Source organism: Citrobacter sp. XY323, from assembly GCF_025106035.1.
Classification (GTDB): domain Bacteria; phylum Pseudomonadota; class Gammaproteobacteria; order Enterobacterales; family Enterobacteriaceae; genus Citrobacter; species Citrobacter braakii.
In genome coordinates, this window is record NZ_JANYUK010000004.1 from 311,090 (window position 1) to 327,512 (window position 16,423).

The 16,423-nt window shown below is 54.5% G+C and carries 11 protein-coding genes; 8 read left to right on the forward strand and 3 right to left on the reverse strand.

Annotated elements, in window-relative coordinates; translation table 11 throughout:
* Positions 1–5: 5 nt before the first annotated feature.
* The gene (locus tag N0B36_RS07985; RefSeq protein ID WP_109017525.1) at positions 6–65 is read right to left on the reverse strand and encodes a type I toxin-antitoxin system Ibs family toxin; all 60 of its coding nucleotides are present in this window, start codon (positions 63–65) and stop codon (positions 6–8) included.
* Positions 66–344: 279 nt separating this feature from the next.
* Here N0B36_RS07985 and N0B36_RS07990 point away from each other — a divergent pair, with 279 nt between their 5' ends.
* The 8 genes from N0B36_RS07990 to yegQ all read left to right on the forward strand — a co-directional run bounded on the left by N0B36_RS07990 (position 345) and on the right by yegQ (position 13,311).
* Positions 345–1,592: an MdtA/MuxA family multidrug efflux RND transporter periplasmic adaptor subunit gene (locus N0B36_RS07990; protein WP_259687043.1), complete on the forward strand. Its 1,248-nt coding sequence runs from the start codon at positions 345–347 to the stop codon at positions 1,590–1,592.
* Complete coding sequence (locus N0B36_RS07995) at positions 1,592–4,714, forward strand: MdtB/MuxB family multidrug efflux RND transporter permease subunit (protein WP_259687044.1); 3,123 nt, start codon at positions 1,592–1,594, stop codon at positions 4,712–4,714. The genes N0B36_RS07990 and N0B36_RS07995 overlap by 1 nt, the downstream gene beginning before the upstream one ends.
* The gene (mdtC, locus tag N0B36_RS08000; protein ID WP_016153604.1) at positions 4,715–7,795 is read left to right on the forward strand and encodes a multidrug efflux RND transporter permease subunit MdtC; all 3,081 of its coding nucleotides are present in this window, start codon (positions 4,715–4,717) and stop codon (positions 7,793–7,795) included. It begins immediately after the preceding gene.
* Positions 7,792–9,204 (forward strand): MFS transporter, encoded by a 1,413-nt coding sequence (locus N0B36_RS08005; RefSeq protein WP_259687045.1) that lies wholly within the window; start codon positions 7,792–7,794, stop codon positions 9,202–9,204. The genes mdtC and N0B36_RS08005 overlap by 4 nt, the downstream gene beginning before the upstream one ends.
* A complete protein-coding gene (gene baeS / locus N0B36_RS08010) occupies positions 9,204–10,607 on the forward strand; it encodes a two-component system sensor histidine kinase BaeS (RefSeq protein ID WP_016153606.1) in 1,404 nt (467 codons plus the stop codon). Before N0B36_RS08005 ends, baeS begins: the two co-directional genes overlap by 1 nt.
* Positions 10,604–11,326 (forward strand): two-component system response regulator BaeR, encoded by a 723-nt coding sequence (gene baeR, locus N0B36_RS08015; RefSeq protein ID WP_019077149.1) that lies wholly within the window; start codon positions 10,604–10,606, stop codon positions 11,324–11,326. The genes baeS and baeR overlap by 4 nt, the downstream gene beginning before the upstream one ends.
* 131 nt (positions 11,327–11,457) lie before the next feature.
* The gene (locus tag N0B36_RS08020) at positions 11,458–11,790 is read left to right on the forward strand and encodes a YegP family protein (RefSeq protein ID WP_016153608.1); all 333 of its coding nucleotides are present in this window, start codon (positions 11,458–11,460) and stop codon (positions 11,788–11,790) included.
* Between the two features lie 159 nt (positions 11,791–11,949).
* On the forward strand, positions 11,950–13,311 hold the full coding sequence (yegQ, locus tag N0B36_RS08025; RefSeq protein WP_006683890.1) for a tRNA 5-hydroxyuridine modification protein YegQ: 1,362 nt from the start codon (positions 11,950–11,952) through the stop codon (positions 13,309–13,311).
* Positions 13,312–13,570: 259 nt separating this feature from the next.
* Here yegQ and clpA read toward each other — a convergent pair whose 3' ends face one another.
* Positions 13,571–15,847, reverse strand: a complete 2,277-nt coding sequence (clpA, locus tag N0B36_RS08030) for an ATP-dependent Clp protease ATP-binding subunit ClpA (RefSeq protein ID WP_016153651.1) — start codon at positions 15,845–15,847, stop codon at positions 13,571–13,573.
* Between the two features lie 30 nt (positions 15,848–15,877).
* Positions 15,878–16,198, reverse strand: coding sequence for an ATP-dependent Clp protease adapter ClpS (gene clpS / locus N0B36_RS08035; RefSeq protein ID WP_003036810.1), 321 nt, complete (start codon positions 16,196–16,198; stop codon positions 15,878–15,880).
* Positions 16,199–16,423 lie beyond the last annotated feature (225 nt).

Consider the following 16,423-nt stretch of genomic DNA (forward strand, 5'->3'; position numbering starts at 1 on the left):
GTGTCTTAGTAAGCCGGTAAGCTAATCACTAAGAGTATCACCAGGATGATGACCTGCTTCATCATAACCCTTTCCCTATTTTGGCCCCTTCCTCGGGAGGGGCTTTTCCGTTCCAGCGTCCCGCTGAAATCTCTGGCTCTCCTCCTTTTAGCCTTATCAGCACTCTAACGCACAATCACGTATTCGCTATCTTCACCACCGATTGTTGCGTAACGCTTCGCAAAGCCGCATCAGCATTCAGACGAATCCCGACAGTGTTTCATAATTCCTCCATTTTTCTCCCTTGTTCGCTGGCTAAACTAGTATCATTCCGCGAATCGTTTCAGGATGAGAAACTTATAACAATGAAAGGCAGTAAAAAATCCCGCTGGGTGATAGCAATCGCGATCGTTGTGGCCACCGTCGCCGCCATCTGGTTCTGGCAAAGCCGTAACGACGCCCAGGAAAACGCACCGGGCGCGACCAAACCAGCGCAGCACACGCCAGGTTCGGGACGGCGTGGAATGCGCTCCGGGCCGTTGGCTCCCGTTCAGGCTGCCACCGCCGCCATGGAAGCCGTTCCGCGTTACCTGACAGGACTGGGTACCATTACTGCCGCAAATACCGCCACGGTACGTAGCCGGGTGGATGGTCAGCTCATTGCCTTACACTTCGAGGAAGGACAGCAGGTAAAAGCCGGCGACCTGCTGGCAGAGATAGATCCCAGCCAGTTCAAAGTTGCTCTGGCTCAGGCGCAGGGCCAACTGGCAAAAGATAAAGCCACGCTGGCAAATGCCCGTCGCGATCTTGCCCGCTATCAACAGCTGGTGAAAACTAATCTGGTCTCTCGCCAGGAGCTGGATGCCCAGCAGGCGCTGGTAAATGAAACGTTAGGGACAATCAAAGCCGATGAAGCCAGCGTCGCCAGCGCCCAATTGCAGCTTGACTGGAGCCGGATAACCGCGCCTGTAGAGGGGCGTGTCGGTCTGAAGCAGGTCGACGTCGGTAACCAAATTTCCAGCGGCGATACCACCGGAATCGTCGTCATTACGCAAACCCATCCTATCGACCTGATATTCACCTTGCCTGAAAACGACATTGCCACCGTGATGCGGGCGCAAAAATCGGGGACTCCGTTAAAGGTTGAAGCCTGGGACCGAACCAATTCGCAAAAACTGAGCGAAGGCGTCCTGCTCAGTCTGGACAATCAGATTGATGCCACGACCGGAACCATCAAAGTTAAAGCCCGTTTTAACAATCAGGATGATGCTTTATTCCCTAACCAGTTCGTTAACGCCCGCATGCTGGTCGACACGGAACAAAATGCCGTGGTGATCCCAACGGCCGCCCTGCAGATGGGCAATGAGGGCCATTTTGTCTGGGTGCTGAACAGCGAGAATAAAGTGAGCAAACATCTGGTTAAACCAGGTATTCAGGATAGCCAAAAAGTAGTGATCGCCGCCGGGTTGTCCGCAGGTGATCGGGTCGTAACCGACGGTATTGACCGCCTGACGGAAGGCGCAAAAGTAGAAGTTGTACAGGCGCATGACGCCTCAGCTCAGGACGAGAAAACTGCGCCCCGCGGATACGGCAAAAAAGGAGCTAACTCCTGATGCAGGTGTTACCTCCGCACAACACAGGCGGGCCATCACGCCTGTTTATTCTGCGACCTGTCGCCACCACGCTGCTGATGGTCGCGATTTTGCTTGCCGGTATTATCGGTTATCGTTTCCTGCCGATCGCCGCCTTACCGGAAGTCGATTACCCCACGATTCAGGTCGTTACGCTGTACCCGGGCGCCAGCCCGGACGTCATGACCTCGGCGGTAACCGCACCGCTTGAGCGTCAGTTCGGACAGATGTCCGGCTTAAAACAGATGTCCTCGCAAAGTTCCGGCGGCGCATCGGTCGTCACGTTGCAGTTTCAACTGACACTCCCGCTGGATGTTGCCGAGCAGGAAGTTCAGGCGGCGATTAACGCCGCCACCAATTTATTACCGGGCGATCTGCCCAATCCGCCGGTCTACAGCAAGGTAAACCCGGCAGATCCACCGATCATGACGCTGGCGGTCACGTCCAGCGCCATGCCGATGACGCAGGTGGAAGATATGGTCGAAACCCGCGTCGCGCAGAAAATCTCTCAGGTTTCCGGTGTCGGTCTGGTAACACTTTCCGGCGGGCAACGACCGGCGGTCCGCGTGAAGCTTAACGCACAGGCTATTGCCGCACTCGGTCTGACCAGCGAAACCATCCGTACAGCCATTACCGGGGCTAACGTCAATTCGGCAAAAGGGAGTCTTGATGGCCCAACGCGTGCTGTCACCCTTTCCGCCAACGACCAGATGCAGTCCGCAGACGAATATCGCCAGCTCATCGTGGCCTATAAAAACGGTGCGCCGGTTCGTCTGGGCGATGTCGCCACCGTCGAACAAGGGGCAGAAAATAGCTGGCTGGGCGCATGGGCCAATAAGCAACAAGCCATTGTAATGAATGTTCAGCGCCAGCCTGGGGCGAACATCATCTCCACGGCAGACAGTATCCGTCAAATGCTGCCGCAGCTCACCGAAAGCCTGCCCAAATCAGTTAAGGTCAGCGTGCTTTCGGATCGTACGACCAATATTCGTGCCTCCGTTGCAGACACCCAGTTTGAGCTAATGCTGGCGATTGCGCTGGTGGTGATGATCATCTACCTGTTCCTGCGCAATATTCCGGCGACGATTATTCCTGCGGTCGCCGTTCCATTGTCGCTCATCGGTACTTTCGCGGTGATGGTATTTCTTGATTTCTCCATCAATAACCTGACCCTAATGGCGCTAACCATCGCGACAGGATTCGTAGTGGATGACGCTATCGTGGTTATCGAGAATATTTCTCGCTATATCGAAAAAGGCGAAAAACCGCTGACTGCCGCCCTGAAGGGGGCTGGTGAGATTGGTTTTACCATCATCTCTCTGACATTTTCGCTAATCGCCGTGCTGATCCCGCTGTTGTTTATGGGTGATATCGTTGGCCGATTATTCCGCGAGTTTGCCGTTACGCTGGCCGTGGCAATTCTGATTTCCGCCGTCGTCTCGCTCACCCTCACGCCGATGATGTGCGCGCGCATGCTTAATCAGGCCTCGTTGCGTAAGCAGAACCGCTTCTCCCGGGCCTCGGAGCGTATGTTCGATCGCGTCATTGCCGGGTACGGTCACTGGCTGGCAAAAGTGCTGAACCATCCGTGGCTCACGCTGGGCGTGGCGCTCGGCACGCTGGCACTGAGCGTTATGTTATGGGTCTTTATCCCCAAAGGATTCTTCCCGATCCAGGACAACGGCATCATCCAGGGTACGCTGCAGGCGCCGCAGTCCAGTTCATTTGCCAGCATGGCCCAGCGCCAGCGCCAGGTTTCCGATGTCATCCTTCGAGATCCGGCGGTAGAGAGCCTGACCGCTTTTGTCGGCGTGGATGGTACTAATCCGGCATTAAACAGCGCGCGTCTGCAAATCAACCTTAAGCCGCTGGACGATCGCGACGATCGCGTGCAGAAAGTGATCGCACGCCTACAGGACGCGGTTGACAGAGTACCCGGCGTTGATCTCTATCTTCAGCCCACCCAGGACCTGACGATTGATACCCAGGTCAGCCGGACGCAATATCAGTTTACGCTGCAAGCAACGTCCCTTGATGCCCTCAGCACCTGGGTTCCACAGCTGTTAGAAAAACTACACCAGCTACCGCAACTGTCCGATGTCAGTAGCGACTGGCAGGACAAAGGGCTGGTGGCGTATGTGAACGTCAATCGCGATAGCGCCAGCCGTTTAGGCATCAGCATGGCGGATGTCGATAACGCCCTGTACAACGCCTTCGGCCAGCGACTGATTTCAACCATCTACACCCAGGCCAACCAGTATCGCGTCGTGTTGGAACATGACACCAATAGTACGCCGGGGCTTGCTGCACTGGACACTATCCGTCTGACCAGCAGCGACGGCGGCGTGGTTCCGCTTAGCGCAATCGCCAGCATTGAACAGCGTTTCGCTCCGCTGTCGATTAACCACCTCGATCAGTTCCCGGTCACCACCATCTCGTTCAACGTACCGGACGGTCATTCGCTGGGCGATGCGGTGCAGGCAATTCTGGATGCCGAAAAAACGCTCAATCTGCCAGCAAATATTACCACCCAGTTCCAGGGCAGTACGCTCGCTTTCCAGGCCGCGCTGGGTAATACCATTTGGTTGATTGTGGCTGCGGTTGTCGCGATGTATATCGTTCTCGGCGTGCTGTATGAAAGCTATATTCACCCGATTACCATTCTCTCCACGCTACCCACGGCGGGCGTTGGCGCCCTCCTGGCGTTAATGATTGCCGGCAGTGAACTGGACGTCATCGCGATTATCGGCATTATTTTGCTCATCGGTATCGTCAAGAAAAACGCCATCATGATGATCGACTTCGCCCTTGCCGCGGAGCGCGAACAGGGCATGACCCCACACGACGCTATTTTCCAGGCCTGTCTGCTGCGTTTTCGCCCGATTCTGATGACTACGTTGGCGGCACTGCTCGGCGCGTTGCCGCTGATGTTAAGTACCGGCGTGGGGGCCGAATTACGTCGTCCATTAGGAATTGGTATGGTCGGCGGTCTGCTGGTAAGCCAGGTATTAACCCTGTTTACCACCCCGGTGATTTATCTGCTGTTTGACCGCCTGTCGCTGTACGTGAAAAGCCGCTTCCCGCGTCAGGAAGAGGAAGCGTAAATGAAATTTTTCGCGCTTTTCATTCATCGTCCGGTGGCGACCATTCTCATTTCGGTGGCCATCACCCTGTGCGGGATACTGGGCTTTCGTCTGCTGCCGGTAGCTCCGCTGCCGCAGGTGGATTTCCCGGTGATCATGGTCAGCGCATCATTACCCGGCGCTTCCCCTGAAACGATGGCGTCTTCGGTAGCCACCCCGCTGGAGCGCTCACTGGGGCGCATCGCGGGCGTGAACGAAATGACCTCGAGCAGTTCCCTTGGCAGTACGCGCATTATTCTTGAATTCAAATTCGACCGTGACATCAATGGCGCGGCGCGGGATGTTCAGGCCGCGATTAACGCAGCGCAAAGCCTGCTACCCAGCGGCATGCCAAGCCGCCCCACGTACCGCAAAGCCAACCCTTCCGATGCGCCAATCATGATCCTGACGCTCACGTCGGACACTTACTCGCAGGGTGAACTGTACGATTTCGCATCAACCCAATTAGCACAGACCATCGCGCAAATCGACGGCGTGGGTGACGTCGACGTTGGGGGCAGCTCTCTGCCTGCCGTGCGCGTAGGGCTTAATCCGCAAGCGCTGTTTAATCAGGGCGTGTCGCTGGACGACGTGCGTAGCGCGATTGCTAACGCCAATGTGCGTAAGCCGCAGGGAGCTATCGAGAATGATACCCATCGCTGGCAGGTACAAACCAACGATGAGCTGAAAACCGCCGCCGAGTACCAGCCGATCATCATCCACTACAATAACGGCGCTGCGGTGCGGCTGGGCGATGTTGCGTCTGTGAGCGACTCGGTGCAGGACGTACGTAACGCGGGGATGACCAACGCTAAACCGGCTATCCTGCTGATGATCCGCAAGCTGCCAGAAGCCAATATTATTCAGACGGTAGACAGCATTCGGGCCAAATTACCGGAGTTACAAACGCTGGTCCCGGCCGCCATCGATCTGCAAATTGCCCAGGACCGTTCACCGACCATTCGCGCCTCGCTGGAGGAAGTCGAACAGACGCTGATTATCTCCGTTGCGCTGGTTATTCTGGTGGTCTTTGTTTTCCTGCGCTCCGGGCGCGCGACCCTGATCCCTGCGGTAGCGGTTCCGGTCTCGCTGATCGGTACCTTTGCCGCCATGTATCTGTGCGGATTCAGCCTGAACAACCTGTCATTAATGGCGTTGACCATTGCCACGGGATTTGTCGTTGATGACGCGATCGTGGTGCTGGAAAATATTGCCCGCCACCTGGAAGCGGGAATGAAGCCACTGCAGGCGGCGCTACAAGGTACGCGCGAAGTGGGATTCACGGTGCTCTCAATGAGCCTGTCGCTGGTAGCGGTGTTCCTCCCGCTGCTGTTAATGGGCGGATTGCCTGGGCGCTTGCTGCGCGAATTTGCCGTCACGCTGTCAGTTGCTATCGGTATCTCGCTGCTGGTGTCGCTGACATTAACGCCAATGATGTGTGGCTGGATGCTCAAATCCAGCGCCCCGCGTGAACAGTCTCGTAAACGAGGTTTTGGTCGTGTGCTGGTGGCACTGCAACAGAGTTACGGCACTTCGCTTAAGTGGGTGCTGCGCCATACGCGACTGGTGGGCGTGGTGTTACTTGGCACCATTGCGCTGAATATCTGGCTTTATATTTCCATCCCCAAAACCTTCTTCCCGGAGCAGGATACGGGCGTGTTGATGGGGGGGATTCAGGCCGACCAGAGCATCTCTTTCCAGGCGATGCGCGGCAAACTGCAGGACTTTATGAAGATCATCCGCGACGACCCGGCGGTGAATAACGTCACCGGATTTACCGGCGGTTCCCGGGTTAACAGCGGGATGATGTTTATCACCCTCAAGCCACGCGATGAGCGCGGTGAAACCGCTCAGCAGGTGATCGACCGCCTGCGCGTCGCGCTTGCAAAAGAGCCTGGCGCGAATCTGTTTCTGATGGCGGTGCAGGATATTCGCGTCGGCGGTCGCCAGGCCAATGCCAGCTATCAATACACATTGCTTTCCGACGATCTGGCGGCACTGCGCGAGTGGGAACCGAAGATCCGTAAGGCGCTTGCCGCCCTGCCCCAACTGGCGGATGTCAACTCCGATCAGCAGGACAATGGCGCGGAAATGAACCTGGTCTACGATCGCGACACCATGTCTCGTCTGGGGATCGACGTTGCAGCCGCTAACAGCCTGTTGAACAACGCTTTTGGACAACGGCAAATTTCAACTATTTATCAACCGATGAACCAGTACAAAGTGGTGATGGAGGTCGATCGACGTTACACCCAGGATATCAGTGCGCTGGATAAAATGTTCGTCATCAACAATGACGGTAAGGCAATCCCGCTATCGTACTTTGCCAAATGGCAACCGGCGAATGCCCCGCTGTCGGTAAACCATCAGGGCTTGTCCGCTGCCTCAACCGTGTCGTTTAACCTGCCAACAGGTTCTTCACTGTCTGAGGCGACAGAGGCTATCAACAGAACCATGACCCAGCTCGGCGTGCCCTCCACGGTTCGCGGTAGCTTTGCCGGCACGGCACAGGTATTTCAGGACACCATGAACTCACAGGTGATCCTGATTATCGCCGCCATTGCCACGGTCTACATCGTTCTGGGGATGCTGTATGAAAGCTATGTTCATCCCCTGACCATTCTCTCCACGCTACCTTCAGCTGGCGTCGGGGCTTTGCTGGCGCTGGAGCTGTTCAATGCCCCGTTCAGCCTAATCGCCCTGATAGGGATAATGCTATTAATTGGCATTGTGAAGAAAAATGCCATCATGATGGTCGATTTTGCGCTGGAAGCGCAGAGAAACGGCAAGCTACAGCCAGAAGAAGCCATTTTCCAGGCCTGCCTGCTGCGCTTTCGCCCAATCATGATGACCACGCTGGCGGCGTTGTTTGGCGCGCTGCCGCTGGTGTTATCCGCCGGGGATGGCTCTGAACTACGTCAACCTTTGGGGATAACCATTGTCGGCGGGCTGGTCGTGAGTCAACTCCTGACGCTGTACACCACGCCTGTGGTCTATCTCTTTTTCGACCGTCTGCGTCTGCGTTTTTCGCGTAAAAACAGCAAACCGGTAGCAGAGTTATGACAGAACTTCCCGACAGCACCCGCTGGCAGCTTTGGATTGTGGCATTCGGCTTTTTTATGCAGTCGCTGGATACCACCATCGTGAATACTGCGCTTCCCTCGATGGCGGCAAGCCTCGGGGAAAGCCCGTTACACATGCATATGGTCATTGTGTCATATGTTTTAACCGTTGCCGTGATGCTGCCCGCCAGCGGATGGCTGGCGGACAAAGTTGGCGTGCGTAATATCTTCTTCACCGCCATCATCCTGTTTACGCTTGGCTCGCTGTTTTGCGCCGGGTCCAGCACACTCAACGAACTGGTGATGGCGCGCGTCTTACAAGGCGTTGGCGGTGCGATGATGGTGCCGGTCGGCAGGCTAACGGTGATGAAAATCGTCCCGCGTGAGCAATATATGGCGGCGATGACGTTTGTCACATTGCCCGGTCAGATTGGCCCGCTACTGGGACCGGCATTAGGCGGTATTCTGGTTGAGTACGCCTCCTGGCACTGGATATTTTTGATTAACATTCCGGTTGGTATTGTCGGCGCGATAGCGACGTTAATGCTGATGCCCAACTACACCATGCAAACCCGACGCTTCGATCTCTCCGGATTTGCGATGCTGGCAGTCGGCATGGCGGTACTGACGCTGGCGCTTGATGGCAGTAAAGGAACCGGCATCTCCAGTATCTCGCTGGCAGCGTTGGTTATCTGCGGAGTGCTGGTTATTGCGCTGTATCTGAAACACGCCCATCGTAATCCACGCGCGCTGTTCAGCCTGAGTCTGTTTCGCACACCGACCTTCTCGCTGGGTCTTTTCGGCAGTTTTGCCGGACGCATCGGTAGCGGTATGCTGCCGTTTATGACGCCGGTGTTTTTACAAATAGGCCTCGGTTTTTCCCCCTTTCATGCCGGGCTGATGATGATCCCGATGGTGCTCGGCAGTATGGGCATGAAGCGCATTGTGGTGCAGGTCGTTAACCGCTTTGGCTACCGTCGCGTACTGGTCGCTACAACGCTTGGCCTGTCGCTGGTCAGTCTGCTGCTGATGACCACCGCGCTGCTCGGCTGGTATTACGCCCTGCCCTTCGTACTGTTCTTACAGGGAATGGTCAACTCAACGCGCTTTTCATCCATGAACACCCTGACGTTAAAAGACCTGCCTGACGATCTCGCCAGCAGTGGTAACAGCCTGCTGTCAATGATCATGCAGCTGTCGATGAGTATCGGGGTGACCATCGCGGGACTGCTGCTAGGTATGTTCGGTCAGCAGCATAGCGTCATCGACAGCGGAAGTACGCATACCGTCTTTATGTATACCTGGCTGTGCATCGCATTCATTATCGCGCTGCCTGCCATTATTTTTGCCCGCGTGCCGAACGACACGCAAACCAACGCGGTGATTTCACGGCGCAAAAGGAGCACCTGATGAAGTTCTGGCGGCCCGGTATCACCGGCAAACTGTTTCTGGCGATTTTCGCCACCTGCATCGTGTTGCTGATCAGCATGCACTGGGCCGTACGCATAAGCTTCGAACGCGGTTTTATTGACTATATCAAGCACGGTAACGAACAGCGGCTGCAAATGCTCAGCGACGCATTAAGCGAGCAGTATGAACAGCACGGCAACTGGCGATTCTTACGCAATAACGATCGGTTTGTTTTTCAGATCCTGCGCTCTTTTGAACACGACAACGACGATGATAAACCCGGCCCCGGCATGCCGCCGCACGGCTGGCGTACGCAGTTTTGGGTTGTCGACCAAAATGCCCGCGTGCTGGTCGGTCCGCGTGCTCCGGTCCCCCGTGACGGTATGCGCCATCCGATCCGCGTCAACGGTAGCGAAGTCGGTGCCGTGATTGCCTCTCCCGTGGAACGCTTAACGCGCAATACGGATATCAATTTCGACATGCAGCAAAGACGTTCCAGTTGGCTCATCGTCGCGCTCTCCACGATCCTGGCGGCGCTGGCAACGTTTACGCTGGCGCGCAGCCTGCTGGCCCCGGTCAAGCGGTTAGTGGAAGGCACGCACAAACTGGCGGCTGGCGATTTCACCACTCGCGTTGCGCCGACCAGTACGGATGAGCTGGGCAAGCTGGCGCAGGACTTCAACCAGCTTGCCAGTACGCTGGAAAAAAACCAGCAGATGCGTCGTGACTTTATGGCCGATATTTCTCACGAACTGCGTACGCCGTTAGCGGTGTTGCGCGGTGAACTGGAGGCCATTCAGGATGGCGTACGCCAGTTCACCCCTGACTCCGTTGCCTCTTTGCAAGCTGAAGTGGGTACGCTCACCAAGCTGGTGGACGATCTGCATCAGCTCTCCATGTCCGATGAAGGCGCGCTGGCCTACCAGAAAACATCGCTGGATCTCATCCCCCTGTTGGAAGTGGCAAGTGGCGCATTTCGTGAACGCTTTGCCAGCCGTGGACTGACGATACAACTTTCACTCCCGGACAGCATGACGGTATTTGGCGACAGGGATCGTCTGATGCAGTTGTTCAACAATCTGTTGGAAAACAGTCTGCGCTACACCGACAGCGGCGGCGGACTGCACATCAGCGCCGAACAACGCGAGCGTATGGTTTTATTAACCTTCGCTGATTCCGCTCCCGGCGTAAGTGACGACCAGTTACAGAAGCTGTTTGAACGATTTTATCGCACCGAAGGCTCGCGTAACCGTGCCAGCGGTGGTTCCGGGCTGGGGCTGGCAATTTGCGTCAATATCGTACAGGCGCATAATGGTCTGATTCGCGCCGCCCATTCGCCTTTTGGCGGGGTTAGCATTACAGTAACATTACCGCTGGAACGCGATTTACAGAGAGATGTATGACTGAGTTACCCATTGATGAAAACACGCCGCGTATTCTGATCGTGGAAGACGAGCCCAAGCTGGGGCAACTGCTTATCGACTATCTGCGCGCGGCAAGCTACGCTCCTACGCTCATCAGCCACGGCGATCTGGTTCTTCCTTACGTGCGTCAGACGCCGCCCGATCTGATCTTGTTGGATCTGATGCTGCCTGGTACCGACGGCCTGACTCTGTGCCGGGAAATCCGCCGATTCTCTGAAGTCCCCATCATGATGGTAACCGCCAAGATAGAAGAAATTGATCGCCTGCTGGGGCTGGAGATCGGTGCGGATGATTATATTTGCAAACCCTACAGCCCGCGTGAAGTTGTTGCTCGCGTGAAGACGATTCTGCGCCGTTGCAAGCCGCAGCGCGAACTGCAACAGATGGATGCTGACAGCCCGTTGATCGTCGATGAAGGTCGTTTTCAGGCGTCCTGGCGTGGGAAAATGCTCGACTTAACGCCTGCTGAATTTCGCTTACTCAAAACGCTGTCGCATGAACCGGGAAAAGTGTTCTCCCGTGAACAGTTGCTCAATCATCTCTATGACGATTACCGAGTCGTTACCGACCGAACCATCGACAGCCATATTAAGAACCTGCGACGCAAGCTGGAATCGCTGGATGCGGAGCAGTCATTTATCCGCGCGGTCTATGGCGTAGGGTATCGCTGGGAAGCCGACGCCTGTCGGATTGCGTAAACACTCCCGTCAGGACTCCGCGGCTTCGTGGAGTCCTGTTGACTAGCAACTCTCCAAATATCGCTCATACTCTTTGTGGCAACACTGTCGTCAATAACTGTTTGATATAAAACTTTAATCAAGGAGTTCATATGGCTGGTTGGTTTGAATTAAGCAAGAGTAGCGATGATCAGTACCGCTTTGTTCTTAAGGCTGGAAACGGGGAAACTATCCTTACCAGTGAGCTTTACACGACAAAAGGCGCGGCAGAAAAAGGGATCGCATCTGTCCAGGCTAACAGCCCTCTAGCCGAGCGTTATGAGAAAAAAACGGCAGCTAATGGCAAATTGCATTTCAATCTGAAAGCAGCAAACCACCAGATTATTGGTAGCAGTCAACTGTATGCGAATGAACAGTCGCGCGAGACCGGTATTGCTTCAGTTAAGACCAATGGTGTAAGTCAGACGATAAAAGATAAAACCTGATAATGACTCGCTCAGCCGGGTAACGCCACGCTGTCGCCCGGCGTTTTTCTTTACCTGTCTTCCCCACAGCGCTACAATGCCCGCCCTTAATATGGGGGCGCTCCCCTAACCGTCTCATTGAGTGAGGCGAGTCTGACCTGTCATCAGAACGAGATAATTATGTTTAAACCGGAACTCCTTTCCCCGGCGGGAACGCTGAAAAACATGCGTTACGCTTTCGCCTATGGCGCAGACGCTGTATATGCGGGCCAGCCGCGTTACTCACTGCGCGTACGCAACAACGAATTCAATCACGAAAACCTGCAGCTAGGCATTAATGAAGCCCATGAACTGGGTAAAAAATTCTATGTGGTGGTTAATATTGCCCCGCATAACGCCAAGCTGAAGACCTTCATTCGTGACCTGAAACCGGTGGTGGAAATGGGGCCGGATGCACTGATCATGTCCGACCCCGGTCTGATTATGCTGGTGCGCGAAAACTTCCCTGACATGGACATTCACCTTTCAGTACAGGCTAACGCCGTAAACTGGGCGACGGTGAAATTCTGGAAGCAGATGGGATTGACTCGAGTGATCCTGTCCCGCGAACTGTCGTTGGAAGAAATTGAAGAGATCCGCACCCAGGTGCCGGATATGGAAATTGAGATCTTTGTTCACGGCGCGCTGTGCATGGCTTACTCCGGCCGCTGCCTGCTCTCTGGCTACATCAACAAACGTGACCCAAATCAGGGTACCTGTACCAATGCCTGCCGCTGGGAATACAACGTGCAGGAAGGCAAAGAGGACGTGGTGGGCAATATCGTGCATAAGTACGAGCCTATCCCGGTACAAAATGTTGAGCCGACGCTGGGTATTGGCGCGCCGACTGACAAAGTCTTTATGATCGAAGAAGCCCAGCGTCCGGGTGAGTACATGACCGCGTTTGAAGACGAACACGGCACTTACATCATGAACTCGAAGGATTTGCGTGCCATTGCCCACGTTGAGCGCCTGACTCAGATGGGCGTGCATTCGCTGAAAATTGAAGGCCGTACTAAATCATACTATTACTGTGCACGTACCGCGCAGGTTTATCGCAAGGCCATTGATGATGCCGCTGCCGGGAAACCGTTCGACCCGCAACTGCTGGAAACGCTGGAAGGTCTGGCGCATCGCGGTTACACCGAGGGGTTCCTGCGCCGCCATACACATGACGACTATCAGAACTACGAATACGGCTTCTCTGTTTCCGAGCGTCAGCAGTTTGTCGGCGAATTCACTGGCGAACGTAAAGGTGAACTGGCGGCTGTGCTGGTGAAAAATAAATTCACCGTCGGCGACAGCCTGGAGCTGATGACCCCACAGGGCAACATCAACTTTACCCTCGAACAGATGGAAAACGCGAAAGGCGAAGCGATGCCGGTTGCGCCGGGCGATGGTTACACCGTGTGGATGCCTGTCCCGGAGGATATCGATCTGAATTATGCATTGTTGATGCGTAATTTTGCCGGTGAGTCCACGCGCAACCCACATGCTAAGTAGTTAATTACGGTTATTTTTCAGCGTTCGGAAGATTCTTAGAAATCGATCACATACCGCTTCGTTCATTAAGGGTATTATCTCATCCGCTGAAAAACATAACCCATAAATGCTAGCTGTACCAGGAACCACCTCCTTAGCCTGCGTAATCTCCCTTACGCAGGCTTATTTTTTGCCTTCCGTTTAATCCCCCCTATTCAAATCACGACTTTCAGACGAAAAAAAACCGGGCATTACGCCCGGCTCATTAGGTGGTTAGATATTAATGTGCTGCTTCTGGCTTGTGCTTTTGCGCACTCTGGAAACCATAGGTCAGCTCATTTTTCTCTTTATCCAGCGCAACGGTCACCTGACCGCCATCCACAAGCGAGCCGAACAGCAGTTCGTTAGCCAATGGTTTTTTCAGGTTATCCTGGACAACGCGCGTCATCGGGCGTGCGCCCATTGCGCGGTCGTAGCCCTTCTCAGCCAGCCAGTCGCGGGCTTCCTGACTCACTTCCAGAGAGACACCTTTCTGATCCAACTGAACCTGAAGTTCGACGATAAACTTATCAACAACCTGATGAATCACCTCAGTAGAGAGATGATCGAACCAGATAATGTTGTCGAGACGGTTACGGAATTCCGGCGTAAACACTTTTTTGATTTCGCCCATCGCATCAGTACTGTTGTCCTGATGAATCAGCCCAATCGATTTACGCTCGGTTTCACGCACGCCGGCGTTGGTGGTCATGACCAGCACCACGTTGCGGAAATCCGCTTTACGCCCGTTATTGTCGGTCAGCGTACCGTTATCCATCACCTGCAGCAGCAGGTTAAAGACGTCTGGATGCGCTTTTTCGATTTCATCCAGCAGCAGTACCGCATGCGGATGCTTAATGACAGCATCTGTCAGCAAACCGCCCTGGTCGAAACCGACATATCCCGGAGGCGCACCAATCAGGCGGCTGACGGTGTGACGTTCCATATACTCGGACATATCAAACCGCAGCAGCTCAATACCCAGCGCTTTGGACAACTGCACCGTGACTTCGGTCTTACCAACGCCAGTCGGTCCGGCAAACAGGAACGAACCGACAGGTTTATGCTCGTGTCCCAGACCAGCACGGCTCATTTTGATCGCTTCAGTCAGCGCCTCAATGGCTTTATCCTGTCCGAATACCAGCATTTTCAGACGGTTGCCCAGGTTTTTCAGCGTATCGCGATCGCTCTGAGAAACGCTCTTCTCCGGGATCCGCGCAATGCGGGCCACGACGGACTCGATATCCGCCACGTTGACGGTTTTCTTGCGCTTGCTGACCGGCATCAGACGCGCCCGCGCGCCCGCCTCATCGATCACGTCAATCGCTTTGTCCGGCAGATGACGATCGTTAATGTATTTCACCGCCAGTTCGACCGCTGCACGCACCGCTTTGGCGGTGTAGCGAACGTCATGGTGCGCTTCGTATTTCGGCTTCAGACCGTTGATGATCTGCACGGTCTCTTCAACCGACGGCTCAGTGATATCGATTTTCTGGAAACGGCGTGCTAGCGCGCGGTCCTTTTCAAAGATATTGCTGAATTCCTGATAGGTTGTGGAGCCTATTACACGGATTTTACCGCTGGAGAGCAACGGTTTGATCAGGTTAGCCGCATCCACCTGGCCGCCCGATGCCGCACCCGCGCCGATAATGGTGTGGATCTCATCGATAAACAGAATGCTGTTAGTATCCTGTTCCAGTTGTTTCAGCAGCGCCTTAAAGCGTTTTTCAAAATCGCCACGGTATTTGGTACCCGCCAGCAGCGAGCCGATATCCAGAGAGTAAAGGGTACAATCAGCCATCACTTCCGGCACGTCGCCCTGGACGATACGCCAGGCGAGGCCTTCCGCAATAGCGGTTTTACCGACGCCAGACTCACCCACCAGCAGCGGGTTGTTTTTTCGACGACGGCACAGTACCTGAATGGCGCGTTCCAGCTCTTTGTCCCGGCCAATGAGCGGATCAATTCCGCCCACACGGGCAAGCTGGTTAAGGTTAGTCGTGAAGTTCTCCATACGGTCCTCCCCGCCAGCTTGCTCTTCGTTATTCGGCTGATTACCAGAGTCAGAGGACTGACTTGGTTCGTCTTTGCGCGTGCCATGAGAAATAAAATTCACCACATCAAGGCGACTCACTTCATGCTTACGCAGCAGATAAGCCGCCTGAGATTCCTGCTCGCTGAAGATGGCGACCAGCACATTAGCACCGGTAACTTCATTGCGCCCGGAGGACTGAACATGAAAGACCGCGCGTTGCAACACACGCTGAAAACTCAACGTGGGCTGCGTGTCGCGCTCTTCTTCACTGGCAGGCAATACGGGTGTGGTTTGTTCAATGAAGGCTTCGAGTTCCTGACGCAGCGCCACCAGATCCACAGAACACGCTTCCAGCGCTTCGCGGGCCGATGGGTTACTGAGCAATGCCAGTAGCAAGTGCTCGACGGTCATAAACTCATGTCGGTGCTCGCGCGCTCTGGCGAAAGCCATGTTTAAACTGAGCTCCAGTTCTTGATTGAGCATAGGCACCTCCCCCAATATTTATGCCTGCATTTAGGCTTTTTCTAGCGTACACAGCAACGGATGCTCGTTCTCCCTCGCATACTTGTTCACCATCGCAACTTTGGTTTCAGCCACTTCGGCAGTGAATACGCCGCAAATCGCTTTACCTTGATAGTGAACGGCAAGCATCAGTTGCGTTGCACGTTCTACATCATAAGAAAAGAATTTTTGTAACACGTCAATAACAAACTCCATCGGAGTGTAATCATCATTGACTAATATCACTTTATACATAGATGGCGGTTTTAGCGCGTCGCGCAATTTATCTTCCGCCAGCAGATCGAAATCCAGCCAGTCGTTAGTCTTACCCATTGTCAGTCGTCATCTTCAGTTACGGTTTCCGGCAGAAAATCTTGCCGCTGACAAGCAGCCTATGCGCACAATCAATCTACCTCAAGTATTAGATAACTATCATCTATTAGTGCCATCCGCGACATCTGTCACATAACCGACAATAGCGTTAACTGCTTCAAATTTTGATGCATTTTTACCCTATTCCGTCAGCCTGGCGCTTGACGCCTCGCCTGATTTCTCTAA

What these genes read in the sequence shown, in the direction of transcription:
- N0B36_RS07995 (WP_259687044.1), top strand. Translation starts at nt 1,592, where the DNA reads ATGCAGGTGTTACCTCCGCACAACACAGGCGGGCCATCACGCCTGTTT.
- N0B36_RS08020 (WP_016153608.1), top strand. Translation starts at nt 11,458, where the DNA reads ATGGCTGGTTGGTTTGAATTAAGCAAGAGTAGCGATGATCAGTACCGC.
- clpS (WP_003036810.1), bottom strand. Translation starts at nt 16,198, where the DNA reads ATGGGTAAGACTAACGACTGGCTGGATTTCGATCTGCTGGCGGAAGAT.
- yegQ (WP_006683890.1), top strand. Translation starts at nt 11,950, where the DNA reads ATGTTTAAACCGGAACTCCTTTCCCCGGCGGGAACGCTGAAAAACATG.
- baeR (WP_019077149.1), top strand. Translation starts at nt 10,604, where the DNA reads ATGACTGAGTTACCCATTGATGAAAACACGCCGCGTATTCTGATCGTG.
- N0B36_RS08005 (WP_259687045.1), top strand. Translation starts at nt 7,792, where the DNA reads ATGACAGAACTTCCCGACAGCACCCGCTGGCAGCTTTGGATTGTGGCA.
- baeS (WP_016153606.1), top strand. Translation starts at nt 9,204, where the DNA reads ATGAAGTTCTGGCGGCCCGGTATCACCGGCAAACTGTTTCTGGCGATT.
- clpA (WP_016153651.1), bottom strand. Translation starts at nt 15,847, where the DNA reads ATGCTCAATCAAGAACTGGAGCTCAGTTTAAACATGGCTTTCGCCAGA.
- mdtC (WP_016153604.1), top strand. Translation starts at nt 4,715, where the DNA reads ATGAAATTTTTCGCGCTTTTCATTCATCGTCCGGTGGCGACCATTCTC.
- N0B36_RS07990 (WP_259687043.1), top strand. Translation starts at nt 345, where the DNA reads ATGAAAGGCAGTAAAAAATCCCGCTGGGTGATAGCAATCGCGATCGTT.